Below are 24,835 nucleotides of genomic sequence, written 5' to 3'. Positions count from 1 at the left end.
GGATCTGTATGCCATTAACTTGGAAAGACAGTGGCTTACGTTGGTATTGGGTAGTTGTATTGGTGTTTTTGGCCGATCAACTATCCAAACAATGGGTCTTAGCCAATTTTGATTTGTTCGAATCGGTGAAGTTATTACCTTTTTTTAATTTCACCTATGTACGTAACTATGGCGCCGCATTTAGCTTTTTAAGTGAAGCAGGCGGTTGGCAACGTTGGTTATTTACCTTAGTGGCTGTTGGTTTCAGTACCTTGTTGACTGTGTGGCTGCGCAAGCAATCGGCATCCCTCTGGAAGTTAAACTTGGCTTACACCTTAGTGATTGGTGGCGCCCTAGGTAACTTAATCGATCGATTGATGCACGGTTTTGTGGTGGATTTTATCGATTTTTATTGGGGTAAGAGCCATTATCCCGCCTTTAATATCGCCGATTCCGCGATTTTTATCGGCGCAGTGCTGATCATTTGGGATTCGTTTTTTAACAGCAAATCCGAACAAGATAAAACCGAAGAGGTGAAGTAGTGACTGTGACACGTTCGTTATTGTGCCATATGAATATTGTGCTTGAAGATGGTTCGACCGCCGATAGCACTAAAGCCTCGGGTAAGCCAGCACGCCTTAATATCGGCGATGGTACTTTAAGCCCTGCATTTGAAGCGCAACTTGTTTCCTTGAATCTAGGCGATAAGCACAGCTTTACGCTTGAAGCGGTCGATGCCTTTGGTGAGTCAAATCCCGATGCGATTCATTATATGGATAGAACCCGCTTCCCAGCCGATATGGAGCTTGAAGTTGGTGTTATCGTCAGTTTCGCAGGCCCTGGCGGCAGTGAGATCCCCGGAATCGTGCGTGAGGTTGCTGGCGATTCGATTACGGTCGATCTCAATCACCCTCTAGCGGGACGCAAAGTGACATTTGAACTCGACGTGGTGAAGGTACTGTAAGATGAAATTAGATCCTACCAGCCCAAGTTTAAATATTATGCTGGCCAATCCTCGCGGCTTTTGTGCTGGTGTGGATCGCGCCATTAGTATTGTCGAGCGCGCACTCGAGTTATTTTCGCCGCCGATTTATGTTCGCCATGAAGTCGTGCATAACCGCTATGTAGTGCAAAATCTGAAGGACCGCGGTGCCGTTTTTGTTGAAGAGTTAGACCAAGTACCAGATAACAATATTGTTATTTTCAGTGCTCATGGAGTTTCTCAGGCAGTGCGTGCCGAGGCTAAGGCGCGTGGGCTGCGAGTTTTCGATGCGACTTGTCCATTAGTCACCAAAGTGCATTTGCAGGTCACCCGTGCGAGCCGAAAGGGGATTGAATGCATTTTGATTGGCCATGAGGGACATCCAGAGGTGGAAGGCACCATGGGGCAATACGATAACCCTAATGGTGGTGTTTATCTGATTGAATCTCCTGCAGATGTCGAAACTTTAGAAGTTCGTGATCCAAATAACCTCTGCTTCGTGACTCAAACGACGCTCTCGGTAGATGATACCCTCGATATTATCACGGCATTGCAAAAGCGTTTTCCTTCGATTGAAGGTCCACGTAAGGATGATATTTGTTATGCGACGCAAAACCGTCAGGATGCAGTGCGTAATTTATCGGCCGATGTGGATTTGTTAATTGTGGTCGGTTCGAAAAACAGTTCTAACTCTAACCGCTTGCGTGAATTGGCATTAAAAACCGGAACTCAATCTTATCTGGTTGATACCGCGGATGATATCGATTCATCTTGGTTTGAAAATGTGACTAAAGTTGCGGTGACCGCTGGCGCATCGGCACCAGAAGTGCTGGTTCAGCAGGTGGTTCAAGCGATTGCAAAATTAGCACCGAGTGTCGTCACCGAAGTTGAAGGGCGTAAAGAAGATACCGTCTTTGCCGTACCTGCGGAATTACGCTAGTTCATTCGAATCAATATGATAATAAAAAAGAGGCCAATGGCCTCTTTTTTATTATCAAAATTCACCAAATACAAACAAGGAATAATGGAATTAGCGCTTATATGCTATTGTTACTGGCTACTTACATTTTACTCATCTATTATTAACTGCTAGCAATATTTTTATCGTAAGATTAAGATTTAAAAGGGTAAATAGCTGAAAAGCTTGTCAAAAATATGACTAAATTCGAACGATTGACGCATAACAGAATTCAACGGGGCTTCTCTTTAATTGAAGTGCTTGTCGCATTGGTGATTCTAGTGATTGGCTTGATCGGTATTTTTAATTTACACATTGTGGCTAAACGCGGCAGCTTTGAGTCATTTCAACAGACTCAAGCATCTTACTATGCCACTGACATCATTAATAGAATGAAGCTCAATCGTACCCAGCTGACTAGTTATGAGGGAACATATAATTTTGAAGAACCTCCTTCTATGGCGGAGAATTGTGAAGCTCAGCTATGTTCTCCTGAGCAAATGGCGACATGGGACAAATACGATTGGGGCCGTGCTTTATTTGGTTCTTTAGAGGTTGTTGGGGGGCAAAATGTTGGAGGGTTAGATACTCCAACAGCTTGTGTGCAGGTTAGTGGAAATGATGTTTTAGTTGTGATCGTTTGGAAAGGGATCCGTAGCACAAACATTGATACTTCAGCAGTTGAGGATATATCTGGGGGATGTGATTCAGAGGCGGAAACGCCAAATCGTCGTATTTTTTCAATAAGAACAGTGATTATATAGATGAAATGTTCAAGAACGTTAGCCTCTACTCATTCAGCTAGAACCAACCAACGAGGTTTATCACTCGTCGAGTTAATGGTTGCCATGGTTATTGGTCTGTTTTTAACTGCTGGCGTTTTTACGATGTTCAGTATGTCTTCTTCTAATGTCACCACCACTAGTCAGTTTAATCAATTGCAGGAAAATGGCCGTATTGCTTTAGCTATATTAGAACGCGATATTACCCAGCTAGCTTTTATGGGGGATATGACAGGTACCGATTTTATTATTGGCACGAATACTACTGATGAAGTGCCTACTCTGTCATCAGATTGTATAGGTGCAGGCTTGAATAACGGAACTTTGCCTAATACTCAATCCGCACACTTCAGAAGGCTTTGGGGTTATGAGTCAGTATCCTCTGAAAGTTTGAGCTGTATTTCAAGTTCTAATGTTTATGCTGGCATAGATAAAAAAGGCACTGATGTATTGCAGCTTAAACGCTTACTCGGGCCAAGTGTTGCAGAGGGGAATGATTCCGCCATTTTCATTGCTGTAAACTCGACTGAAGCAGTGTTTTTTGTAGGCGATAAGCCGGTTTTACTTCCTGATAATTCACGAATTTGGGAGTACCAACACCATGTCTATTTTATTGCCAATGATGCTAGTGGTATTCCTATCCTACGGCGTAAAACTTTAACGAGTTCAGGTATGAGCAACGATGAACAGCTTGTTGAGGGGATTGAAAATATTCGGTATTTATATGGATTTGATAATGATGGTGATAGTACTCCGGACAGTTTTATGCCAGCTAAAGATGTCACAACGCTTATGTGGGATAATGAAGGATTTCAGCGTTTAGTGGCGATTAAGGTATTTCTACTGGTTCGTTCAATCAATGAGGATAAAACCTACAGCAATGATACAGAATATCAATTAGGCGATAAAACAATTAAGGCTCCTGCTGACCATTACCGCCGTAAAATATTATCGACGACAATCGTATTAGAAAACCCTGTACTAATACGTAGCTAATTGAGGATTAAGATGAGAAGGCAGAAGGGTGTTGTACTATTTTTTGCACTGATTGTGCTTATCATAATGACAGTGATAGGCGTTGCTTTAGCTGTTAATTCAACACAATCTCTTCGAATGGCTGGGGCTGGAGCTGAGCGGATTGAAGCAAAAGCGATTGCAGATGGTGGGCTGGAACAAGTTATTGATGACTACTCTGGTGCAAAACTTGCTAATTTAGCCGATGTTAAGGATGAATCCGTTTTACCTTCCTCTCAAAAATTCGAGACCTCTCAAAAATTAGTACCATTACCCGAAACTGGTGTTCGTGATGTGGGGTGTCAGCGCACAACAAATGCAACCAGTGCAGATTTGATTAGCTGTAGGCGGGTAGAAGTGAGTAGTTCCGTAGAATTTGGACGGAATAAGCTCGGTTCTCTAACGGTTGTCTCTGGTGTCGAGCAGCAAGTGCTAACGGGAAACTAATTTATGTTTAAAAAAATATTGTGTGCCCTGAGTGTTACTTTTGTGGTCATTGCAGGGCAAATCCATGCAGACGATACCGAGCTATATCTAGTCGACTCGAGTGTGAAAACTGGCAAGCGTCCGCAGATACTCATTATCTTTGATAACTCAGGCAGTATGTCAACTGAAGATACTAATGTTGTCAGTTCCTATTGCTCAGCAGCTGACCAAGCTGCGAGTAACTGTACTTATCCAGATGGGTTTGCTACCTATTTAGAGGGTTATTCAGGCTATATCAGTCAAAAAGGGATTTATTGGAATGCCGGGGGAATTGATAATACGAGTAACGCCCCAACACCAGATTCACCTAATGATTCCCGTCGTTTTTATGCCGATAACAATAACTGTAATAAGGCCAAAATCGCCCTAGAGTCACGGGGGCGTTACACTGGGTTGTTAAGGGAGTTTAAGGCGAGTGGCCAAAGCGGCAAATGGACGGCATTGGCTGAAAACGAAGGTTTTAACCAGGGGCAAATTGTTGATTGCTATCAAGATATTATTGAGGGTGATCCCATAAACCCCGGTAGGTATAAACAGGGAAATACTTACAATAACTTTGCCGATGGATATCCCATTGATGCAAAAGCAATGTATACCACAGCCACCGATAGTGACGCTCAAAAAGATAGTTTAGATAAAACGGATTTTGGTAAGGGATCGCCAGTTACTTTATATACCGCGCATTATTTGGTTTGGTATAAGTGGGTGACTACGACTACCGAGGGACAAAATAGCGGCGGAACAGGCTCTAGACTTGATGTGGCTAAAGCCGCAATTGACTCGGCCTTAACAGATTTAAACATAGACATTGACGCTGGTCTGGCGGTCTTTAACCTCAACTACGCCGCTGAAGGGGATGCTGATGGTGGTCGCATCGTATCGTCCATTAAGCAATTAACCAGCGCGAATCAAACATCGCTGATGTCCTTGATTAATGGTATGCCCGCACAAACTAATACCCCACTATGTGAAACATTATATGAAGCCCATCAATATTTTAGTGGTGGTGATGTGACTTTTGGCAATAAGGATGCTAATGCGAAAGGAAACGATAAAATTGATGGATATGTGCCTAATAGTCCGCCAAGCATCTTATCTACAGGTAAATACACTACGCCATTTAAAAAATGTCCCGATACGGCTTATATCATCTACATTACCGACGGTGCACCAACATTAGATCATTCGGCCGATGCTAAAGTACTCGATTTGACAGGCAAAGCTGAAGTGGCTGCGGATTACTCTGGATTTGAGTTTACAAATGATAAAGGTGAAAAAGAAAACAGCTATCTTCCTGCTTTAGCCGCCTATATGGCAAATAATGACCTAGTTAAAGGTGTTACAGACGCTACTGGAATTGATAACAAGCAGAATGTGCGTACTTTTACCATAGGTTTCACTGATGGTGCTGACGTTGCAGCAAAATTGCTGGAAGAAACCGCTTTTAGGGGGGGGAATCCACGAGAACTTAAAAATGGGAATTTGGTCTCTAAAGGCTACTATAGAGCCGCAACAGGATTGGATTTGATTCAAGCTTTGGATGACGCATTAAAGTCAATTTTATCAATCGACTCTTCCTTCACTTCTCCAAGCATTGCCAGTAATAATTTTGATAAAACCCAAACCTATAACTCGGCTTATTTTGCGATGTTTTTACCTGGAGAAGGCCCTCGCTGGAGCGGCAATTTAAAAAAATTGAAAGTGAATTCAGCGGGTGAAATTGTTGGCCCAGGTGGTGACACAAATGCAATTGATAGCAATGGTAATATCTCTGCTTCAACTTGCACTTATTGGAATGTTTGTGCCGCTGGTTCGCCAGATGGAAATAAAGTTAATTCGGGCGGAGTGTTACCTATATTAAGAGAATCCCTTAAGGATCGTAAGCTTAAATCATTGAGTGGCAGTAATATTGTTAATATTACTGCTACAAGTTTTGTTAGTGATTATTCACAAGCCGATCTTGATTGGTTATACGGTGTCGACGTTGATGATGATAACAATAGTGGCAGCAATACGGATGCTAGAGAAGATATTATGGGCGATCCGCTTCATTCTAAGCCGCTAGCGATTAACTTTGGTAAAAAAGGTGCTGATTTAGATGTGCGAGTATTGGTTGGCACTAACCAAGGCTTAGTGCACATGTTTAAGGATTCCGATACCGGCAGCAATGATTTCAATATTGGTAGCGTTAAAGAGTCATGGGCATTTATCCCTCCTGAATTATGGGGAAATGTCCCTAAATTAAGGCAAAATCCACCTATAGGTGAACATAGTGTTTATGGTATGGATTTGTCACCCGTGGCATATACTGAGACCAATGAAAATGGTGAAGTTAATAAAGCATGGGTGTTTTTAGGTATGCGTCGAGGTGGAAGTTCATATTATGCCCTCGATATCACCACTCCAGATTCGCCAATCTTTAAGTGGAAAATTGATTCATCTACCAGTGGTCTCGCAAAGCTTGGCCAATCTTGGTCTGAACCTTTAGTGACATTCATTCCAGGTCACGAAACGCCTGTGTTGATATTCGGTGGGGGGTTAGCTTCGGCTACCGGAAGTGGTGAAGCCATTTATATTGTTGATGCAAATAAGGGGACTTTTATCCATAGTTTCACTGCCGATGGAATGAACAGTGTGCCGAATAAGGTTGCTGTGTTAGATAGCAATAATGATGGTTACACTGACCGTATTTATGCCACTGATATTGCTGGTAATGTATGGCGTATGGATTTACCAACAGATGAAGAATCTAAATGGAGCATATTTAAATTTGCCTCTATTAGTGGTATTGCACCCGATAATCGAATGTTTTTCGCTGAGCCAACAGTCGCCCAGACTCAATTTAATAATATACATTCCGAGAATGGTGTGGAGTCTTATCAAAGTATTCCATATGATGCGGTCGCGGTGGGAACAGGCAATAGAACTAACCCACTAGATATCAAAACGAATGATATGTTTTATGTGTTCCAAGATAGAAACGTGGTAACTAAGCAGTATGTGGGTGCAGATGTTCCTGCTCCATTGAATATTACAAATTTATACAATGTCACCTCTGCTGCTCCCGTAAGCCAGGATGAAAATATTGCATTTGGTGAGAAAAGAGGTTGGTATTATGACTTTCCATCGACAGGTGAGAAGAGTCTTTCTGCCTCATTGATTTTTAATGGAAAAGTGTACTTTACATCGTTTGTTCCTCCAACGAAACAAGACGTTGATCTTGATGCAGGTATTTGTGGTTTCTCCGGCCAAGGCCGATTGTATGTGTTTGATTTACATAGAGGTACTAGGACATCTAACACTCTGTATTATGAAGTTGGTGAGCGCGTTCCTGACACCCCACAAATTGTTATTCCTGAACCAGAAAAAGGAAAAGAACCTGAAGCCTACGTGATTGGTGTTGGTAAAGGTGAGTGCGAAAACGGCGCGTGTAAAGGTACCATTAAGTTAGGTAGTGGTTTAAAAACTAACAAAATTTATTATCATATTGATGAGTAAGAACATTAATGAAAAAGAATAGACTGCAAGGGTTCACTTTAATTGAAGTCATGATCGCTGTTGTTATTGTGGGGATTTTGGCTTCGATAGCATATCCCTCATACATTGATTACGTGGTTAAGAGTGGACGGTCTGAAGGTGTTGCGGCGGTGATGAAGGTTGCAAATCTTCAAGAGCAGTATTATTTGGATAATCGCTCATATGCCTTAGATATGAAATCTCTAGGTTTAGATAAAGATCCGTTTGAAACGGAGCATGGGTATTATACGGTAGATTTTCTTTCTGATGATGCTAAAAATGTAGCGGCAGCCGATGAACCTCCAAGATATATAGAATTTATCATCACCGCCACAGTGAATCCTGATAGTCGTCAAGTAAAAGATACTACCTGTGCAACTATTACGATGACATCTGCTGGTGTAAAGGGGCCTTCTGCGGAGTGTTGGAAATGATAAGATATTGTATTGCTTTAGTATTAGCTTTGCCTACATTTGTGTTTGCTGCGGAACCTACAGTTGTTATGCAGGATTACAAATGCCATGTCACAACGACAAATGGTGATAAAGTACTGTTTTATCGATGGAGGATTAAAGATGTCAATTTGAACATGGCTAGTCTTCCTAGCAAGCAAAAAGTAGGTGGAGATAAAAAGAAATTCTTTATTAAAGAGGTAGTAGAGTGTGTTGAGCTTAGCCAAGAGTTCACTAATGAAAACAGTAAGAAAATTGACGAGCTAACCTTGAGATAAGCTTATGTGTGCGGACATATCTTCTGGCTCATGAACAGCTTTTACCATCTGCTCCGTAGGAGATTAGTCCGCTAGAGCTTATGTTTACACTCTTGGAGTTTGTCGCGGAGCCTCCAGGGCAGTAGATGATTTCTACAGCGCTGTTTGCTGATAACATGCCTTCAGAGCTAAAGGTAAAACTCGCCGAATTGCTTTTTACACTGTCATTTGTATTGAATGCGTCAATAACGCGAATATCTTTATTATCAGGGCTGATCACTTTAATCCCATTTCCCCAATTTGTACCACATGCACTTCCATTTGATGCGCAAACTTTAATTGTTGCGCCATAACTGACGGCTTGATTTCTGGCAAAAACCATAATGTCATGAATTTTGGCGATATTATTATTAACGCGCACACCTTCATAGACGGATATTAAAGATGGTACTCCGATAGTTAATAATATTGCAGCCACTGCAATAGTAACCATCAGTTCAACCAGTGTGAAACCAAGCAATTTATTTAGCATGCACTCAACCCTCACTTATACAAACTAAAGTATAAGCGAGAATAGGCGGGATTTCAGTATCTAAGTTGCATCCTTTGTGCTGTTTAAATTCTAAAAGATAGTCTCAATCCTTTTATGTTGTCAGTTGATATTGGCCTCTATCAATTCTCGCCATTTATCCGCAGCGGATATTGGCATCAGTCGATAGTCTTGCCCTGCCAGCTTGATTTACCACAATCCCTCGTGAGTATGGGCTGGTGGGACTTGATGGGCAATACTTCAATGTTCCATTAGTACCAGAGGCAAGACCATCTGGTTGAAAACGAATTAAGGTTCGATTGTAGATAACTGTATCTCTGGCATTAAAAGCGTTAGTGGTAAAAATAGTCGTTTCATTGCCATCGAGTTGACTATTGCTGTTAACATCAATAAATACTGTTAAACCAAGCTGCCAGTTAGATGTGCACTGATTGTTGCTTAAGGCACAGACAGTCACTTTTCGATTGAAGGAAATAGCATGATTTCGGGCGAGCATCAGTGTTTGCTGGATGACTTTGATATTACTATCAGCCCTGAATCTCGTGTTGAAATCGCTTAACGAGGGAGCACCAATCGATAACAGAATGGTAGAAATGGATACCGTAGTGATGAGTTCAATCAAGCTAAAGCCATGTGGTAGAGTTTTCATAACAGTTCCTTTGTTATAAATGTCGCTCGCATCCTACGAGCCTTTGGAGCAAAACTGCTGCTGTTATAGTATAGAAGCGCACCAATGAGCCTTTTAGATTTTTACGGACTAAGAATTGTTTTATAGAAACTGTGTTTTATGAGGAAAGCGCTACCTATACTTCAATAATCGCCTAACCCCGTGTAAGCTAATGGCATTCTATTTGATTATCTGTCAGCAAGTGCCGAGGAATGTTTGATGAAAAAAGTTGAAGCGATTATTAAGCCTTTTAAATTGGATGATGTACGCGAGTCACTTGCTGAGATAGGTATCACGGGGATGACAGTGCTTGAAGTCAAAGGCTTCGGCCGTCAAAAAGGGCACACCGAGCTTTACCGTGGTGCTGAGTATATGGTCGACTTTTTACCTAAAGTGAAAATTGAACTCGTGATTCAAGATGATTTAGTCGACCAAGCGATTGATGTTATTGTGGAAACAGCTCGTACAGGTAAAATCGGCGATGGTAAGATTTTCGTAACCGATGTAGAACGTGTTATCCGCATTCGAACTGGTGAAGAAAACGAAGAAGCGGTGTGATTTATCCGTTTAAAGAGAGGGCCATTAGGCCCTTTTTTGTTGCTTAAAATTTATGATTAATGGGACTAAGTCTTTCTGTTCCTGAAATATCTTTAATGCAAAATTGCCTCTTTAGTTAGACTAAAGTAGTTATCTCTTATCTGTTCCATGGTATAACTTAGCCACTTAAATAGGCTTGTTGAGGTTGTTATTTTGGCTACGAAACGAATCGTGATAGTAGGTGGTGGGGCGGCAGGTTTAGCGCTAGCCTCTAAATTAGGCCGCAAGATGGGCGGTAGTGATGTCGTCGATGTTTGCTTAATTGATAAAAGCCCAATCCATATTTGGAAGCCAAAATTACACGAAGTAGCTGTTGGGGTTATTGACCAGTCTATAGAGGGATTGTTGTATCGAGATCATGGCCTTAAGAATGGTTATCGATACATTCGTGGCGAAATTGAGCAATGTGAACCCGATGCCAAAACCATCCAACTTGCTGCGGTTTATAGTGACTCGGGTGAATTGCTGCTTGAGCCCCGTCAAATTGAATACGATTACTTAGTGCTAGCCTTAGGCGGGGTCTCTAATAGCTTTAATACCCTAGGTGCTGAGAAGCATTGTATTTTCCTTGATAGTTTAGATAACGCTAACTTATTCCATCAAAAATTATTGGATGCATTACTGCAACTCAATGAAACACAAGAGAAAGTAAGTATAGGTATTGTTGGCGCAGGTGCCACTGGTGTCGAATTAGCCGCAGAGCTTCACCATGTCATTGAATCGGTGAAAGAGTATGGCTACCTCAATATCTCTAAGCATCATCTTGATGTGCATCTTATTGAAGCCTCTCCCAAAATTCTCCCACAGTTACCCGAACGTGTGAGCGCAAGAGCTCAAGCGGTATTGGATAAAATTGGCATCCGTTTGCATATCGGGGTGCAGGTTAAGGAAGTCACCCGCGATGGCTTTATTACACAGGATGGTGACGTTATCGAAGCGGGACTTAAAGTGTGGGCGGCTGGTGTGAAAGGTCCAAAAGCGTTTCAAAACTTCTCTAAGTTACCCATTACGCCACGCAATCAAGTGGAAGTTGATGCTTGTATGCGAGTTAAAGGCCATCAAGACATTTATGCACTTGGGGATTGCGCTCTATTAATTTTGGAGTCGGGTCAACCTGTGCCACCGCGCGCTCAAGCGGCAGCACAAATGGCGGATACCCTGTATGAGAATATTGTGAGCCGTTTGCAAGGGAAGGCAGAAAAACCTTTTGTGTATAAAGACTATGGTTCTCTGGTGTCTTTAAGTCGTTTTTCTGCGATCGGTAATCTAATGGGGAATTTGCGTTCTGGGACTTTCTTCGTGGAAGGTCATATCGCAAGGATCATGTATATTTCGTTATACCAAAGACACTTAGCGAGCCTATATGGCTGGTTCTCCGCAATTATTTATCGCATTGCGCAAAAGCTGCTGAAATGGCAAAGGCCAAAGCTGAAATTGCATTAACTAAAAACAAAACAGAGAGCCTTGGCTCTCTGTTTTGTTTTAGCCTTGCAGGGCTGAAAATTAATGTTTGGGAGAGGCTGAAGAGTCTCGGATCACTGGCTCTGGCGTAAATGTTTTTGCAAACTTGGCATCTTGTTCACGGCGTTTCGCGATTAACAGCTCTGTTGCCACTTGGGCAATTTCAGCGTTAGGTTGATGCACTGTTGTTAGTTTTGGCCAGGTTTGGCGTGAGAATGGGCTGTCTTCGAAGCCGACAATGGATAGATCGCCAGGGATATCTAGCCCTGCTAAACGAGCAGCAAAAAGTGCCCCTGCTGCAATTTCGTCGTTACAGGCAACAATCGCTGTTGGACGGTTCTTCTGTTTGATCAGGGTGTTAGCCCCTTCTACACCCGACTCAAATGAATATTTTCCTTCAATTATGTAATCTTCATTCAGAAGCAGGCGATTTTTTGTTAATGCTTGTTTATAACCAAGTAACCGCTCTTTGGTAGACTCGTGGTGTAGATCACCACTTAAAAAGGCAATTTCTTTATGGCCTAAGTCGATCAAATGCTGAGTAATCTCAACCGCACCAAATTTGTCATTGACTAAAATCGTCAGTCCATCCTGCTCCTTATTACCTTCGCCGGCAATAATTCGCACATAGTTGGCCTCAATATCACTTAAGGCTTTAAGTACTTTAGGATCTTCAGAAAGAGGCGGTGTTAACACTAAACCAGCCAGTCGCGAATGTTTCACGAGTTGAGTCAGTTCATCACAAATGGTGTCAGATTTGGCGTTACAAGGATGAATAACCAGCTCATAGCCTTTATCTTTACAGGCCGACAAAATCCCGTTTTGCATATCAATAATGTAATAAGCGTTGGGATTATCATAAATAAAACCAATGGCATAGGATTTTGTGCCAGCAAGGTTTCTGGCCGCGAGATTGGGCTGGTAGTTTAATGCCTTGATGGCCTCGTTCACTTTATCAACCGTGGCTTGTTTTACCGAAGGTTCGTTATTGGTTACGCGGGAAACTGTCTTGATTGACACTCCAGCATATTTAGCGACGTCGTTGATAGTGACTTTCATTGATCTACAAACTCTTTATTCAAATGTGCGAAGGGCTAGCTAATTGATGAACCTAAATCCTTTAGGCGCAATTTACAAGCCGACAGCGTTGTCAGCTTACTTTTTATTATGCTTCTTATAGTGCGAGCATTTACCGCGTATAGCAATGCTGAATTGTTACAAACTGAGGCATTTTTCAACTGTTAACACTCGGTTGTAAGTTGTAATTTTACATCAAAATATCTAAGTGATTATTTTTGCTAAAATATATTGATTTTTCACTTCTCAACACTTCGCTTTATGACATTTTTTTTCGTCCAGAGTTATTTTGTTGTGGCAAGGCTGTTAATTATTGTGTAATGTTTGCACTAGACATGACAGCGTTGTCATTCCATCGGAATGGTTATGAATACTAAAACGATAATAAAGTTATGGAAGGGAAACGAGATGCGACCATCATCCTTTAAGAAAAGTGTACTAGCTACAAACATTGCTATCCTACTCGGCAGCGCTGTTTCAATCAGTGCTGTTGCTGCAGAGGCTGAAGCAGCCGCTGCAGCAGCGGTACCTGAAAATATTGAAAAGATTGAAGTGCGCGGTATTCGTGCTTCAAACAAAGCCAATATCAACGAAAAACGATTTTCAAATGCAGTTGTTGATGCGGTAACGGCTGAAGATATCGGTAAATTTCCTGATTCTGACGTAGGTCAAGCTTTAGGACGTGTTCCTGGTGTGACTGTTGGCCGCACATTTGGTCAAGGTAGCTCTGTTTCTATTCGTGGTACCGATCCGTTAATGACGTTGACTACTTTGAATGGTCAAAACGTTGCATCAACAGGTTGGTATGATCAAATGAACGTAGACCGTTCATTCAACTACTCTATGCTGCCATCAGAACTGATTGGTGGTATGGAAGTGTATAAGTCTACCCAAGCTAACCTCGTTGAGGGTGGTATCGGTGGTACTGTGATTGTTAAGACTCGTAAACCGTTAGATATGGATGCGAACTCTGTATTTGCCTCTGTTAAAGGTGAATACGGTTCAGTGAACGAAGATGTTGCACCTGAGCTATCTGGTTTATATAGCTGGAAAAATGACGATGAAACCTTCGGTGTTTTAGTCGCTGGGTCATACATTGACCGTGAATATCTGCGTACTGGTACTGAAGCGGACCTCGACTGGGGCGGCCGTTCTTCGGTTCAACCCTCTAGCTTCCTGCAAGAACAAGAGCGGACTGCGCTCGATGCAACAGTGCAATTCCGTCCAACAGACAATTTAGAATTTGGTGCTCACGTACTATCACTCAAGCTTGGTGCTGATAGTATTGGTGCCAACATGTATATCGAAACCGACACTAACTGGGGTGAAGGAGCTTCTCACTGTAAACAGTTTAACGCTGCGGGTGTGTGTACTCTGAGCGTAACTCCAGAAAGTGACCCATCTAACGTGTTCTTCCAAAACTGGGCACGTAAAGGTGAAATGACATCTGATACCTTTGAGTTAAATGCGGATTATAAAGGTGACGGTTTTGCTATCTCTGGTGTAGCAGGTAAAACTAAGGCTGAAGGCGGTACTCAGATGAGTGCTAACTTTGGTTATGGTTGGTGGGGTGACAAGTTTGGTCAGGTGAAATGGGCGGGTACCGTTGATGCGACTGGCAAGCAAATTGACATCAATGGCCGTGACATGGGATTCACCCAAGATCAGCTAGACACTACTGTTGGTACTTCAACTTGGACTGGTATCAAAGGACCTAACTCTGACGAAGAAACTTATCTGCAGTTAGATGTTGATTTTGACTTAGATTTTGGCGTTATCAATAAGTTTGAAACCGGCGTGCGTTACACTCAACATGAATTTGAAAAGAGTGAATACCGTGCTATTTACGACCCAGCTAAGAAGAATGAGTTCAAGACTTCAGATCTTTACAGCGGCACCATGAAGTTAGGCTATGACGGTTGGACTATTCCTAAGGCCGACCTTGATGCAATGATCAACGCGACAGAATCTCTAGTTGACCAATTTGCTTATAGCCGTTCAGCTTACGGCCTGATCGAAGAAGATAACTTCTCGATGTACGGTATGTTCTCATTCGACGGTGAAGGCTTCCGTGGTAACTTCGGTTTACGCTACATCCAAACTGACGTGACTTCTAGCGGTCATATCATCGATAACTCGCCGGCAGACGTTTTAAGTGTGAACCAAGGTTGGAGCGAAGAAATCCATAGCATCAGCGACAGCTACAGTGATGTATTGCCAAGCTTTAACATTTCTTTCGACCTTGCACCTGACTTGATCTTACGTATGTCAGCAGGACAAGCAATTACTCGTCCTAACTACGATAACTTATTCTTATCAACATCAACTGGTTATCCAGATGATAGACGTGGTAACGAAGAGATCACCTACGGTAATCCTGGCTTAAAGCCAATGAAGTCTTCACAAGCTGACTTAAGCCTTGAATACTACTATGGTGATGGCAACTTAGTTTCTGCTACATACTTTATCAAAGATATCAGTAACTTCATTGTTGCTACTACCCAATACAATCAACAGATTGGCGTAGTGAACAATGACTTAGAAACCCCTGCCGATAATTGGACTGTAAACAATTATGAAAACGCGGGTGGTGGTGAGATCGATGGTATCGAGTTACAGTTAAACCACGCTTTCGACAATGGTTTCGGTGTTAACGCTAACTATACCTACGCAGATGGTACCGCTCCTGCCGAAGTGTATACTGATAACATCGGTATGTTCACTGAGTCTTCTAAGCACAGTGCGAACTTAGTGGGTTACTGGGAAAATGATGATTTCTCAGCTCGTGCAGCTTATAACTGGCGTTCTGAGTATATGGTTCGTGAATACGGCAAATACTACGGTAACCGCATGCACGATGCCTTTGGTACTCTGGATGTGACTTTAGGTTGGAACGTTACAGAAGCCATTGCTTTACGTCTTGAAATTGTTAACTTAACAGCTGAAGACGATGTGCAATATGGTGCGGCTGGCGTAGGCACAGAAGTTAAACCTGCACTCCAAGACGATTTCCCAACATGGTCGTTTAAAGGCGAAACTACCTACAAGTTAGGCGCAAGTTTTGTATTCTAATATGTTGTTTTAGTCTAAAAGCCCAGTCTCGACTGGGCTTTTTTATAGATGAGTCAAAGCCGATGAAAATCAAACGCATTGCAATTATTGGTGGCGGAACAGCGGGTTGGTTAGCCGCAAACCATTTGGGCGCAGAGTTATGTCACGACCCGGAAATCGAGATCACCCTGATAGAATCTTTAGACGTACCAACCATTGGCGTGGGGGAAGGAAGTGTGCCTTATCTTGCCAAAGGGCTGAAACGTTTTGGTATTTCAGAGGCTGAGATGCTACTGACTTGCGATGCAACTTTTAAGCAAGGGATTAAATTTGTTAATTGGTTAGACCCAGAACGACATGGAGAAAATCATTACTATCATAGTTTTGATACCCCCTATCCCGCGGGTGTCGATGTATCGAATTATTGGCTGGCAAATGCTGCTGACCGGCCCTTTGATGATGTCGGGATCCAAGCTCGGATTTGTGAGTTAGGATTATCGCCTAAACGTAAAGGTTCTGGCGATTATGAAGGCGCACTGTCCTATGCCTATCACTTCAACGCCTTGAAATTTGCAGTTCTTCTCGCTAACAACGCCAAGTCGAGATTTAAGGTAAAGCATCAATTTGCCACGATTAAAGGTGCCGAAGTTTGTCAATCCGGCCGAATTACCCATTTAGTGACTGCGGATGATACTTCACTCGCATTTGATTTTTATGTGGATTGCAGTGGATTTGCTTCAATCTTAATTGATAAAACCCTCAAAGTGCCTTTTGTGAGTAAAGCTGATGAGTTACTAACTGATACAGTACTCGTTCAGCAGGTTGCACTGGGTGCCGATGAGGAGATTAACCCCTACACCACAGCGACAGCCCATAAAGCAGGCTGGATTTGGGATATTCCACTCACGACTCGGCGTGGTACTGGTTTTGTGTATTCTAGTCGCCATATGAGTGATGACGAAGCGTTAGGCTTATACGCCGACTATCTAAGCATCGATAAAGCTCAATTTAATCCGCGTAAAATTCCAATGAAGGTCGGCTACAGAGAAACATTTTGGCATCAGAATTGTGTTGCATTAGGGTTAGCGCAAGGCTTTGTGGAACCGCTAGAAGCAACGTCGATATTGGTATCGGACTTTTCTGCTGAATTACTTGCACTTAATTTCCCTCGACATCTGGAAGATATCGATGTGCTCACGCCTCACTATAATCAGGTCACGACCTATGTGTGGGAAAGAGTCGTGGACTTTATTAAATTGCATTACTGCATTTCAGATAGAACAGACTCGGATTTCTGGCTCGATAATAAAAAGAGCGAGACTATATCTGAGGAGCTACATCAGCGACTTGCGCGTTTTGCCTTAAGACCTCCTTATGCATCTGATTTTTTTGGGCGTTTTGAGTTGTTCGACCATAAAAACTTCCTTTATGTGTTGTATGGAATGAAGTTCAACACGGCTGCTACAGTCTTATCAGCACAAGAAGTTCAGCATTGTGATGCATTAATGAAAGGAAATGATCAGCTAGTCGTTAAAGCGGCTTCAATGCTATTAAAACATCGAGATTGGCTTGAAGGCTTAAAGCAGGCCTTTGAGCAGGCTCGTTCTACAAAGGTTTAATTTTAATCTGGATGGCTATAATGTTAGTGCCAATATTTGATAACGCAATCTGTATCTATGATTTTGAACAGTATGATAGTTTTGAAGGTAAAGACGATACTTATCAAACAATTGATGCCTTGTTTGCGTTACCAGAAGTGCTAAATGAGGCAAACGTACCTGATGCTAATGGGGGACGAGCCTTATCTACGGTTCACTTGCATCAAACCCATCCAATTCCTCATTTGTTAAATTTTAAGTCCAATCCTTTAGGGCGCTGGATATTGATGTGCATTTTTGATGCAGCGGTACAGCTTGGATTTGATAAAACGAGAAATATTAGAAAGTTAAAGTATCACCGTACCTGGGCCAATCGTATGGAGTATGGTTGTGATGCCGTGGCTCACAGGCATGCGAATGATGATTGGTCTATACCGCATTTAGTTGCAATTTATTATACAGATGTGCCTGAAAATAGTGCTGATTTAGTCTTTATTCAGGATGATAATCGGCAGCTTATGCGTGGTAAGTCATGCAGTGAGTATCCTTTGGCGCAGCAATATAGAGTCAGTTCTCTGGCGGGAAGATTGATTTGCCATGATGCTCGTTTTTTACATGGCACAACGGTCCATAAAAACACCTTACCTCGGACTTGTTTAGTGATAGAAGTCGGTTTTCCTCCGCTGGATTGAATAACATTTTCAGCTCTAATTTCTGTCTGTCAGAAGGTCAAATCATTACAAACCCAGTCAAGATAATCCAACTTGAGAAAAACAGCTTTAAGGTTTTGACTGGGAGAAATAGCGCCAGTTTTCGCGCTAATAAACCGCCGATAATTGCGCCAGGGCCTGCAAACAGTACCAGTTCGAATAGGGCATGACTGCTACTTGCAAACACATGTATCGGACTTGCCGACCAGACGGTGATCGCCGAGACAACCACTCCGATGGCAACGGCCATCTTGGCACACACTCCCCGTAACATCAGATAGATCACTAGCAGTTCGCCCACGCCAACCGATAACCAGGCCGTGATGATCCCGCCCAAATAACCAATTACTGCTAGCCAGCAATAGTCTAGGGCGTTGAGGCGATGGCTTTGAAGAGTACGCCTCTGGCTGCTGATGATGATCGCTATCCCTAATACGATGGAAAAAAGGCTAAAGCTGGTATGCAGCGAGGAAGGTGAGTTCAATTGCCATAACTGACTGCTCCAAAGGCCAAGTACTGAGCAGGTTGCCGCTAATAAAATGCTCGGAATAAAGCCTGACCAGGTTTTGTCATGGTGATGGTGTCTTCGATAGTAGTCTGACCATGAAATCGCCCCTGCCGTCATACCAAAACATTGGATCATAAATGACGTGGAGACACTCTGAACTTCACTGAAATTTAAACTAGAGAACACCGGAATAAAGATCACTCCACCTCCCGCTCCCGTGGCGTTTGCGAAGATGGCTCCCGTTATCCCCAAAAACACAAATTGACCGTATTGTTTTATTAACTCAATGGGTTGATGAAATTGGACTAACCAACATAGCCATGCACTCAATAGCACAAGGACGATTGCCAACGTTCGATAATATTGACCGAGGTTAATATGTCTACGTTTGAAGATAAGACCATATGGCAGCATTTTGAGTTATTGAGTGGAGTGGGTGAGTTGTTGCATGCATGTTATCAGTCAAGGACAGCGTTGTCACACTGGTGTGGAAATAAAAAATTAAAACATAATCTATTGATATTTAATGATTAAAAGTGTTTTGGCTAAAAAAATATCGATAAATGTCAAAAAAATGTAGAAAACCTGTTCTTTCTTGTGTAATTTAATTAATGACAACGCTGTCATCTGCTTGTGTGATTCGTTGTTTTGTAAGGTCTGCATGAAGAGGATGAGGTCTCCTTATTCATGTACTTGGCAGAAGTATTGCTGGTCGGGCGGCGATACGTTTGTCTTTAATATTTTGATAGTCTCTCCCCAGAAACTAGCGTTGGCTGGGTACTGTAAGCAGTGCCCAGCCATTTTTTTAGGTAGAGCGACCTTGCTTCGGATAAGCAGACAAGTTAGCGGCATTAAAAAATAAAACTCGCTGGATATTCCAGTCATAAAAAAGAGGCTGCGATTCATGGTTATTCATATTGCTACACTGCTTGGCAGCGTAGTAACTACTTTTGCTAAACGTTTGCTGATGCCCATCTTTGGACTCTGGGCGAGCGCTATGGTTTGTGCTTTTAGTTTCACCGCGATAGCCGCCGTGGAGTCGGCGTCGTTTACGGTTACAAATGCCGCTACTGCAGGCTCTTCTACGGCAAACAATGCTGCTCCCATCAAGATAGTGACCACAATCCAACAGCAGTGGCAGTTTAATCTCCTCAAAGAGGCGCTGCGCCGCTCAGGTCAGTCCTATCAGGTCGAACAAATGTCGACGCAGATGAACCAAAAACGTAAGGTCGAAGAAGCGCTTGCTGGTACTGTCGATGTTTTTTGGAGCATGACTTCTAAGGAGCTTGAGGAAACCGTGCTCCCGGTTCGTATCCCCTTGTTTAAGGGATTACTCGGTAACCGCCTGTTAATTATCCGCAAAACGGATGAGGCTAGATTTGCCAATATAAAAACGCTGGCGGATTTTAAGCGATTAAAAGCAGGGCAAAACCGCTATTGGCCCGATGCCAGTATCCTGGAAGCCAATGGTTTGCCAGTTGTGACTAGCTATCAATACACCAACCTGTATCCGATGTTAGAGGGGGGGCGATTCGATTACCTTGCCCTCGGCGCGCAGGAAATTGGCGATGAACTCGCAAGCCACCCCGATCCTGCGCTGAAAATCGATACTCATATCCTGCTGCAATACCGTTCGCCAGCATATTTTTTTGTGTCCCCAAAACGCCCCGAGTTAGCGGCGGCAATCTTGGCCGGACTCGAAAATATGATAAGCGACGGCAGCTTCGATGAGATGTTTAATCGTGAGCTTAAGATAGACAAGCTCTACCGTGATGCCCAGTTTGAGCAGCGCGTCATTATTCGTCTCGATACGCCCGATTTAAGTCCCTTAACCCCCATTGAACGCCAAGAGTTGTGGTTAGATCTATTTAGTATGCAAGGTGCAAAATAATGAAAACATTAGCCTTAAAAGTACAAATTGGGTTAGCAGCTGCGATATTTATGATAGTCAGCGTGCTGTTTGGGGTGTCCTATTGGTTGGCGAGCGATAGCTTGACCAGCAACGAAATGGCCTTTGAAGACAATACCGTTGCTAATCTTCAGGTCACCATGGCGCAGCCGATTTTTACCTACGACTACGAGCAGATCCGTGCGGTGTTGTCTGTCATGTTAAAGTCTGAGCAAATCTATCAAATCACCGTTGTGGATCATCGGGGTAAGTTGCTCGCCGAAGACAAACAAGCCGAGGCCGTTGCCGCAAGCGACCTACAAACAAGAGAGTTACAGTTCAGCGACCAAGGTAATCCGACAGGGCGTTTAACCATTGCCTTCTCTACTTTGCCGGTTAAGGCGCAATTATCTGAGTTACTGCTGGGGTACTTTTTACAGGCACTGCTGATTTTAGCGGGCAGTCTATTAGTGATTTTCATCATTCTCAAACGCTTAGTGATTAGTCCCTTAGATAAAGTTGTCGCCGCGTTAGAAGAAATCGCCAATGGTGATGGCGATTTAAGCCACAGATTACCCGTGGAGAGCGAAGATGAAATCGGCAAACTTGCCAATGCTTTCAACGGTTTCGTCGAGCAAATTCATGGCACTATTACCAGAGTGCATGAAACTTCGGGCCTGCTATTGGGCGATGCTAAGGCGCTGGGTACGCTGTCGCAAAGCAACAATCAAAGGGTGCAAGCTCAGCTTAAAGAAACCGAAGCCGCGGTCACTGCCGTGACTCAATTGAGTGCCAGTGCCAACGAAGTGGCCATCAATGCAAAACGTACTGCCGATGCGGCAACCCAAGCCGATAGAGCGGTCGACGACGGGCAGCGTCAGTTTGACTCGGGCTTAGCCATTACCCGTCAATTAGCGGGGGAATTAGCGCGTTCTGCCCAATCGGTATCGCAGCTACAACAGGAAACTCAACGCATCGATGAAGTCGTGGTGGTGATCAACAGCATTGCCGAACAGACTAATCTACTCGCCCTAAATGCCGCCATTGAAGCCGCCAGAGCGGGTGAGCAGGGGCGTGGTTTTGCCGTTGTTGCCGATGAAGTGCGCTCATTAGCGAGCCGCACCCAACAGGCGACGGGTGAGATCCAAAAAATGATCCAACAGGTGCAGAGCCGAGTTGCCGAAACCGTGAATGTGATGCAATCGAGCCAGACTCTCTCCAATCAAGGGGTCAACCGTTCGGAAGAAATTAAGCTAGTGCTGTCTAAAGTGACTGATTTAGTTTCCAATATCAGTAATATGAATATCGAAGTTTCCCATGCGGCGCAGGAGCAGACCTGCGTCACCGAAGCGATTTCTCGTACATTAAATGATCTTGCCAATGTCTCAGGTTCAGCCTCCCTCGATAGTGAGCACTTAGCACAATCGAGTGAGCGACTGTTTCACCAAGGGGAAAGACTGCGGACGTTAGTAACTTCCTTCAGATTGTAGCCATTTCTGAAGCTAGAAAAGGAATATCATGAATAAAACGATTGCCGCCACCGCGATTTTATTGGCTCTGGGCTTAACGGCCTGTAGCGATGTGCCTAAAACCGAGGCAGTGCCTAGCTCAAGTACTGCTGAGCAGGCTAAGCCCAACCAATTAACCCAAGCGCAATTGCAGCAGTTTGGGGATACCTTGGGCGTGAGTTATCGCGTGCTCACTAACAGGCCCGACGATAGCTGTGACAAAGCCGCCGCCGAAGGTCGTTGTTTTGTTGCTGAAATCGATTTTGTCCCAGAGGTTGAGCTTAAGAGCCGTGATTGGGCGATTTATTTTAGTCAAATGCGCCCAGTTCAAGCCGTTGAAAGCAAAGAGTTTAGTATTACGCATATCAAGGGCGATCTCTATCGCATCGCGCCCACTGAGGCATTTAACGGTTTTAGCAAGGGCGAGAAAAAGACCCTAAGGTTCCGCGGTGAGTTGTGGCAGCTCTCAGAAACCGATGCCATGCCCAACTATTACATAGTTGCAGGCGATTTATCGCCAGTGGTGATCGCCAGCACGCAAGTGCAGCAAGATCCTGAGACACAGATGGAAGTGCGCCCCTATGTTGAGGCGTACACCGATATGGTGAAGCAGTATCGCCGTACCGATGCGGATAAATTAGCGCCTGCGACGCCTGCGCAGTTGTTTAGCAATAATCAACAGGTCAGTGAAGATGCCAGCTTAGCGGTCAATACCATTATTCCGACGCCGCAAAAAGTCGCTATCCACAGCCAAGATAAAGCCGTGTCACTGACCTCTGGTATTAAACTGGATTTCGGTTCAGTCACTAACGCATCAGCCGCGCAACAATCTTTGGATTCTAAACACTTGGCGGCGGCACTTTCCCGTTTAGCGCGCTTAGGCGTTAACGAGTCAGAACAAGGTGTAGCGGTAAAGCTGAACTGGCGTCAAGGCGCTGAGGGCAGCTATCTGCTGGATATCAAAGCGGATGCTATAGATATTGCCGCAGCCGATGCTGCCGGGTTTTCCTATGCGTTATCGTCACTTGCTAGTTTGATTGATGTGCAGGATCTGCGCGTAAATGCCATGACGATTGAGGATAGCCCAAGGTATCCCTTCCGTGGCATGCATATCGACGTGGCCCGTAACTTCCATAGCAAGGCGTTGGTCTTTGATCTGTTGGATCAAATGGCTGCATACAAGCTCAACAAATTGCACCTACATATGGCCGACGATGAAGGTTGGCGCCTAGAGATCGATGGCCTGCCGGAACTGACCGACATCGGCAGTAAGCGTTGCCACGATCTTGAGGAAAATACCTGTCTGTTACCGCAGCTTGGCAGCGGGCCTTTTGCGGATGTGCCCGTCAACGGTTTCTATAGCAAACAAGACTATATCGACATCGTTAAATATGCCGATGCGCGCCAAATTCAAGTGATCCCTTCGATGGACATGCCTGGCCATAGCCGCGCGGCGATAAAATCGATGGAGGCGCGTTACCGTAAGCTAGTGGCCGAAGGTAAAGCTGAGGAAGCTAAAACCTATCTGTTGTCGGATGCGGCGGACACCACAGTGTATTCTTCGGTGCAGTATTACAACGATAACACCTTGAACGTCTGCATGGAGTCGACCTATCTGTTTGTCGATAAAGTCATTGATGAAATTGCAAAATTACACCAAGCAGCGGGCCAGCCATTAACCCGATACCATATCGGTGCCGACGAAACGGCAGGGGCGTGGAAGCAATCGCCAGCTTGTTTGGACTTTGTGGCCAATAACGATAAAGGCGTGAAATCCATCGACGATTTAGGGGCGTACTTTATTGAGCGCATTTCGAATCAGCTCGCGAGTAAAGGCATCGAAGCGGCGGGTTGGAGCGATGGCATGAGCCATGTTCGCCCAAGCAACATGCCTGCTAAAGTCCAATCCAACATTTGGGATGTGATTGCCTATAAGGGCTATGAGCATGCCAATCAGCAAGTCAACAACGGCTGGGATGTGGTGCTCTCAAACCCTGAGGTGCTTTATTTTGATTTCCCCTATGAAGCCGATCCTAAGGAGCATGGCTACTACTGGGCAAGCCGCGCAACCAACGCGCACAAAGTGTTTAGCTTTATGCCGGACAACTTAGTGGCAAACGCGGAGCAGTGGACCGATATTCAAAATCTACCTTTTGAGGCCGACGATAGGGCCAGAACCGATGAGAAGGGCAAACAATCTGGCCCAAGGGAACAAGGTAAAGCCTTTGCCGGATTACAAGGCCAGCTCTGGAGTGAAACCATCCGCAGTGATAACACCGTGGAATATATGATTTTCCCGCGTTTATTGATGCTGGCGGAGCGTGCTTGGCATCAAGCCGCGTGGGAAGTGCCATATCAATATCAAGGCGCTTTGTATAATCAAACTACGGGACATTTCACCGCTGCTATGCGTGAGGCTCAGGCGCAATCTTGGCAGCAAATGGCTAACACCTTAGGACATAAGGAGTTTATCAAACTCGATAAAGCGGGTATCGATTACCGAGTGCCGACCGTCGGCGCCGAGATCCGTGACGGTAAACTGTTTGCCAACGTCGCTTATCCAGGACTCAAGATTGAATGGCGCCAAGCGAGTGGGCAATGGCAATCCTATCAAGCTGGGCAGGCGGTAACGGGCCCTGTTGAGATCCGCGCCATCGCGGCCGATGGAAAACGTAAAGGCCGCAGCTTAGTCGTTAATTAATAAAAAGCTATATCTGGCTGTATTTTAAAATAAAAATACAGCCTTTTTCTTTTTCACTTTCAGTCAATTCTTTCGCCTGACATTTGATTAGAA

21 protein-coding genes are annotated in these 24,835 nt (G+C 44.0%); 17 read left to right on the top strand and 4 right to left on the bottom strand.

Annotation, left to right across the window (positions count from 1 at the left end; genetic code table 11):
• The first annotated feature begins 8 nt into the window (after positions 1-8).
• The 9 genes from lspA (at position 9) to SHEWMR4_RS15455 (ending at position 8,447) form a co-directional block, all read left to right on the top strand.
• Entirely contained in the window at positions 9-521 is a 513-nt protein-coding gene (gene lspA / locus SHEWMR4_RS15495; protein ID WP_011623704.1) for a signal peptidase II, read from the top strand.
• Positions 521-943, top strand: a complete 423-nt coding sequence (fkpB, locus tag SHEWMR4_RS15490; RefSeq protein ID WP_011623703.1) for an FKBP-type peptidyl-prolyl cis-trans isomerase — start codon at positions 521-523, stop codon at positions 941-943. Before lspA ends, fkpB begins: the two co-directional genes overlap by 1 nt.
• Position 944: 1 nt before the next feature.
• Positions 945-1,901, top strand: a complete 957-nt coding sequence (gene ispH / locus SHEWMR4_RS15485; RefSeq protein ID WP_011623702.1) for a 4-hydroxy-3-methylbut-2-enyl diphosphate reductase — start codon at positions 945-947, stop codon at positions 1,899-1,901.
• Positions 1,902-2,116: 215 nt separating this feature from the next.
• On the top strand, positions 2,117-2,683 hold the full coding sequence (gene pilV, locus SHEWMR4_RS15480; protein ID WP_011623701.1) for a type IV pilus modification protein PilV: 567 nt from the start codon (positions 2,117-2,119) through the stop codon (positions 2,681-2,683).
• A complete protein-coding gene (locus SHEWMR4_RS15475; protein WP_011623700.1) occupies positions 2,684-3,697 on the top strand; it encodes a PilW family protein in 1,014 nt (337 codons plus the stop codon). It abuts the gene before it with no gap.
• A gap of 12 nt (positions 3,698-3,709) precedes the next feature.
• Positions 3,710-4,162 (top strand): PilX N-terminal domain-containing pilus assembly protein, encoded by a 453-nt coding sequence (locus SHEWMR4_RS15470; protein WP_011623699.1) that lies wholly within the window; start codon positions 3,710-3,712, stop codon positions 4,160-4,162.
• 3 nt (positions 4,163-4,165) lie between these two features.
• Positions 4,166-7,699: a pilus assembly protein gene (locus SHEWMR4_RS15465; RefSeq protein WP_011623698.1), complete on the top strand. Its 3,534-nt coding sequence runs from the start codon at positions 4,166-4,168 to the stop codon at positions 7,697-7,699.
• An 8-nt stretch (positions 7,700-7,707) separates the two neighbouring features.
• Positions 7,708-8,151: a type IV pilin protein gene (locus SHEWMR4_RS15460; RefSeq protein WP_011623697.1), complete on the top strand. Its 444-nt coding sequence runs from the start codon at positions 7,708-7,710 to the stop codon at positions 8,149-8,151.
• Entirely contained in the window at positions 8,148-8,447 is a 300-nt protein-coding gene (locus SHEWMR4_RS15455; protein WP_011623696.1) for a TapY2 family type IVa secretion system protein, read from the top strand. Before SHEWMR4_RS15460 ends, SHEWMR4_RS15455 begins: the two co-directional genes overlap by 4 nt.
• 28 nt (positions 8,448-8,475) lie before the next feature.
• Here SHEWMR4_RS15455 and SHEWMR4_RS15450 read toward each other — a convergent pair whose 3' ends face one another.
• Entirely contained in the window at positions 8,476-8,958 is a 483-nt protein-coding gene (locus SHEWMR4_RS15450) for a GspH/FimT family pseudopilin (RefSeq protein WP_011623695.1), read from the bottom strand.
• Positions 8,959-9,112: 154 nt separating this feature from the next.
• Positions 9,113-9,625, bottom strand: coding sequence for a GspH/FimT family pseudopilin (locus SHEWMR4_RS15445; RefSeq protein ID WP_011623694.1), 513 nt, complete (start codon positions 9,623-9,625; stop codon positions 9,113-9,115).
• Between the two features lie 237 nt (positions 9,626-9,862).
• On the opposite strand from SHEWMR4_RS15445, the gene glnB reads away from it, so the two are divergent.
• Both glnB and SHEWMR4_RS15435 read left to right on the top strand, forming a co-directional pair.
• Entirely contained in the window at positions 9,863-10,201 is a 339-nt protein-coding gene (glnB, locus tag SHEWMR4_RS15440; protein WP_011073353.1) for a nitrogen regulatory protein P-II, read from the top strand.
• 192 nt (positions 10,202-10,393) lie between these two features.
• On the top strand, positions 10,394-11,683 hold the full coding sequence (locus SHEWMR4_RS15435) for an NAD(P)/FAD-dependent oxidoreductase (protein WP_011623693.1): 1,290 nt from the start codon (positions 10,394-10,396) through the stop codon (positions 11,681-11,683).
• Between the two features lie 60 nt (positions 11,684-11,743).
• Here SHEWMR4_RS15435 and SHEWMR4_RS15430 read toward each other — a convergent pair whose 3' ends face one another.
• Complete coding sequence (locus SHEWMR4_RS15430; protein WP_011623692.1) at positions 11,744-12,760, bottom strand: LacI family DNA-binding transcriptional regulator; 1,017 nt, start codon at positions 12,758-12,760, stop codon at positions 11,744-11,746.
• 426 nt (positions 12,761-13,186) lie between these two features.
• Between SHEWMR4_RS15430 and SHEWMR4_RS15425 the strand changes: the two genes are divergently transcribed.
• The 3 genes from SHEWMR4_RS15425 to SHEWMR4_RS15415 all read left to right on the top strand — a co-directional run bounded on the left by SHEWMR4_RS15425 (position 13,187) and on the right by SHEWMR4_RS15415 (position 18,119).
• On the top strand, positions 13,187-15,850 hold the full coding sequence (locus tag SHEWMR4_RS15425; RefSeq protein WP_011623691.1) for a TonB-dependent receptor: 2,664 nt from the start codon (positions 13,187-13,189) through the stop codon (positions 15,848-15,850).
• A 62-nt stretch (positions 15,851-15,912) separates the two neighbouring features.
• Entirely contained in the window at positions 15,913-17,448 is a 1,536-nt protein-coding gene (locus tag SHEWMR4_RS15420) for a tryptophan halogenase family protein (protein ID WP_011623690.1), read from the top strand.
• A gap of 20 nt (positions 17,449-17,468) precedes the next feature.
• The gene (locus SHEWMR4_RS15415; RefSeq protein WP_227499207.1) at positions 17,469-18,119 is read left to right on the top strand and encodes a putative 2OG-Fe(II) oxygenase; all 651 of its coding nucleotides are present in this window, start codon (positions 17,469-17,471) and stop codon (positions 18,117-18,119) included.
• 37 nt (positions 18,120-18,156) lie between these two features.
• On the opposite strand, the gene SHEWMR4_RS15410 is transcribed toward SHEWMR4_RS15415, so the two are convergent.
• Positions 18,157-19,059: a sulfite exporter TauE/SafE family protein gene (locus SHEWMR4_RS15410; protein ID WP_011623688.1), complete on the bottom strand. Its 903-nt coding sequence runs from the start codon at positions 19,057-19,059 to the stop codon at positions 18,157-18,159.
• A gap of 490 nt (positions 19,060-19,549) precedes the next feature.
• On the opposite strand from SHEWMR4_RS15410, the gene SHEWMR4_RS15400 reads away from it, so the two are divergent.
• Genes SHEWMR4_RS15400 through SHEWMR4_RS15390 form a run of 3 tightly spaced genes read left to right on the top strand, consistent with a single transcriptional unit; the run spans position 19,550 to position 24,742 of the window.
• Positions 19,550-20,536, top strand: a complete 987-nt coding sequence (locus SHEWMR4_RS15400; protein ID WP_011623687.1) for a substrate-binding periplasmic protein — start codon at positions 19,550-19,552, stop codon at positions 20,534-20,536.
• Positions 20,536-22,023, top strand: coding sequence for a methyl-accepting chemotaxis protein (locus SHEWMR4_RS15395; protein ID WP_011623686.1), 1,488 nt, complete (start codon positions 20,536-20,538; stop codon positions 22,021-22,023). Before SHEWMR4_RS15400 ends, SHEWMR4_RS15395 begins: the two co-directional genes overlap by 1 nt.
• A 28-nt stretch (positions 22,024-22,051) precedes the next feature.
• The gene (locus tag SHEWMR4_RS15390; protein WP_011623685.1) at positions 22,052-24,742 is read left to right on the top strand and encodes a family 20 glycosylhydrolase; all 2,691 of its coding nucleotides are present in this window, start codon (positions 22,052-22,054) and stop codon (positions 24,740-24,742) included.
• Positions 24,743-24,835 lie beyond the last annotated feature (93 nt).

Source organism: Shewanella sp. MR-4 (assembly GCF_000014685.1).
In the GTDB taxonomy this organism is placed as follows: domain Bacteria; phylum Pseudomonadota; class Gammaproteobacteria; order Enterobacterales; family Shewanellaceae; genus Shewanella.
The sequence above is the reverse complement of the archived record's forward strand: the minus strand, read 5'-3'. Positions and strand labels throughout refer to the sequence as shown.

Coding starts and splice junctions, on each gene's coding strand:
- lspA (WP_011623704.1), top strand. CDS start 9: ATGCCATTAACTTGGAAAGACAGTGGCTTACGTTGGTATTGGGTAGTT.
- ispH (WP_011623702.1), top strand. CDS start 945: ATGAAATTAGATCCTACCAGCCCAAGTTTAAATATTATGCTGGCCAAT.
- pilV (WP_011623701.1), top strand. CDS start 2,117: ATGACTAAATTCGAACGATTGACGCATAACAGAATTCAACGGGGCTTC.
- SHEWMR4_RS15475 (WP_011623700.1), top strand. CDS start 2,684: ATGAAATGTTCAAGAACGTTAGCCTCTACTCATTCAGCTAGAACCAAC.
- SHEWMR4_RS15470 (WP_011623699.1), top strand. CDS start 3,710: ATGAGAAGGCAGAAGGGTGTTGTACTATTTTTTGCACTGATTGTGCTT.
- SHEWMR4_RS15465 (WP_011623698.1), top strand. CDS start 4,166: ATGTTTAAAAAAATATTGTGTGCCCTGAGTGTTACTTTTGTGGTCATT.
- SHEWMR4_RS15460 (WP_011623697.1), top strand. CDS start 7,708: ATGAAAAAGAATAGACTGCAAGGGTTCACTTTAATTGAAGTCATGATC.
- SHEWMR4_RS15455 (WP_011623696.1), top strand. CDS start 8,148: ATGATAAGATATTGTATTGCTTTAGTATTAGCTTTGCCTACATTTGTG.
- SHEWMR4_RS15450 (WP_011623695.1), bottom strand. CDS start 8,958: ATGCTAAATAAATTGCTTGGTTTCACACTGGTTGAACTGATGGTTACT.
- SHEWMR4_RS15445 (WP_011623694.1), bottom strand. CDS start 9,625: ATGAAAACTCTACCACATGGCTTTAGCTTGATTGAACTCATCACTACG.
- glnB (WP_011073353.1), top strand. CDS start 9,863: ATGAAAAAAGTTGAAGCGATTATTAAGCCTTTTAAATTGGATGATGTA.
- SHEWMR4_RS15430 (WP_011623692.1), bottom strand. CDS start 12,760: ATGAAAGTCACTATCAACGACGTCGCTAAATATGCTGGAGTGTCAATC.
- SHEWMR4_RS15425 (WP_011623691.1), top strand. CDS start 13,187: ATGCGACCATCATCCTTTAAGAAAAGTGTACTAGCTACAAACATTGCT.
- SHEWMR4_RS15420 (WP_011623690.1), top strand. CDS start 15,913: ATGAAAATCAAACGCATTGCAATTATTGGTGGCGGAACAGCGGGTTGG.
- SHEWMR4_RS15415 (WP_227499207.1), top strand. CDS start 17,469: ATGTTAGTGCCAATATTTGATAACGCAATCTGTATCTATGATTTTGAA.
- SHEWMR4_RS15410 (WP_011623688.1), bottom strand. CDS start 19,059: ATGCTGCCATATGGTCTTATCTTCAAACGTAGACATATTAACCTCGGT.
- SHEWMR4_RS15400 (WP_011623687.1), top strand. CDS start 19,550: ATGGTTATTCATATTGCTACACTGCTTGGCAGCGTAGTAACTACTTTT.
- SHEWMR4_RS15395 (WP_011623686.1), top strand. CDS start 20,536: ATGAAAACATTAGCCTTAAAAGTACAAATTGGGTTAGCAGCTGCGATA.
- SHEWMR4_RS15390 (WP_011623685.1), top strand. CDS start 22,052: ATGAATAAAACGATTGCCGCCACCGCGATTTTATTGGCTCTGGGCTTA.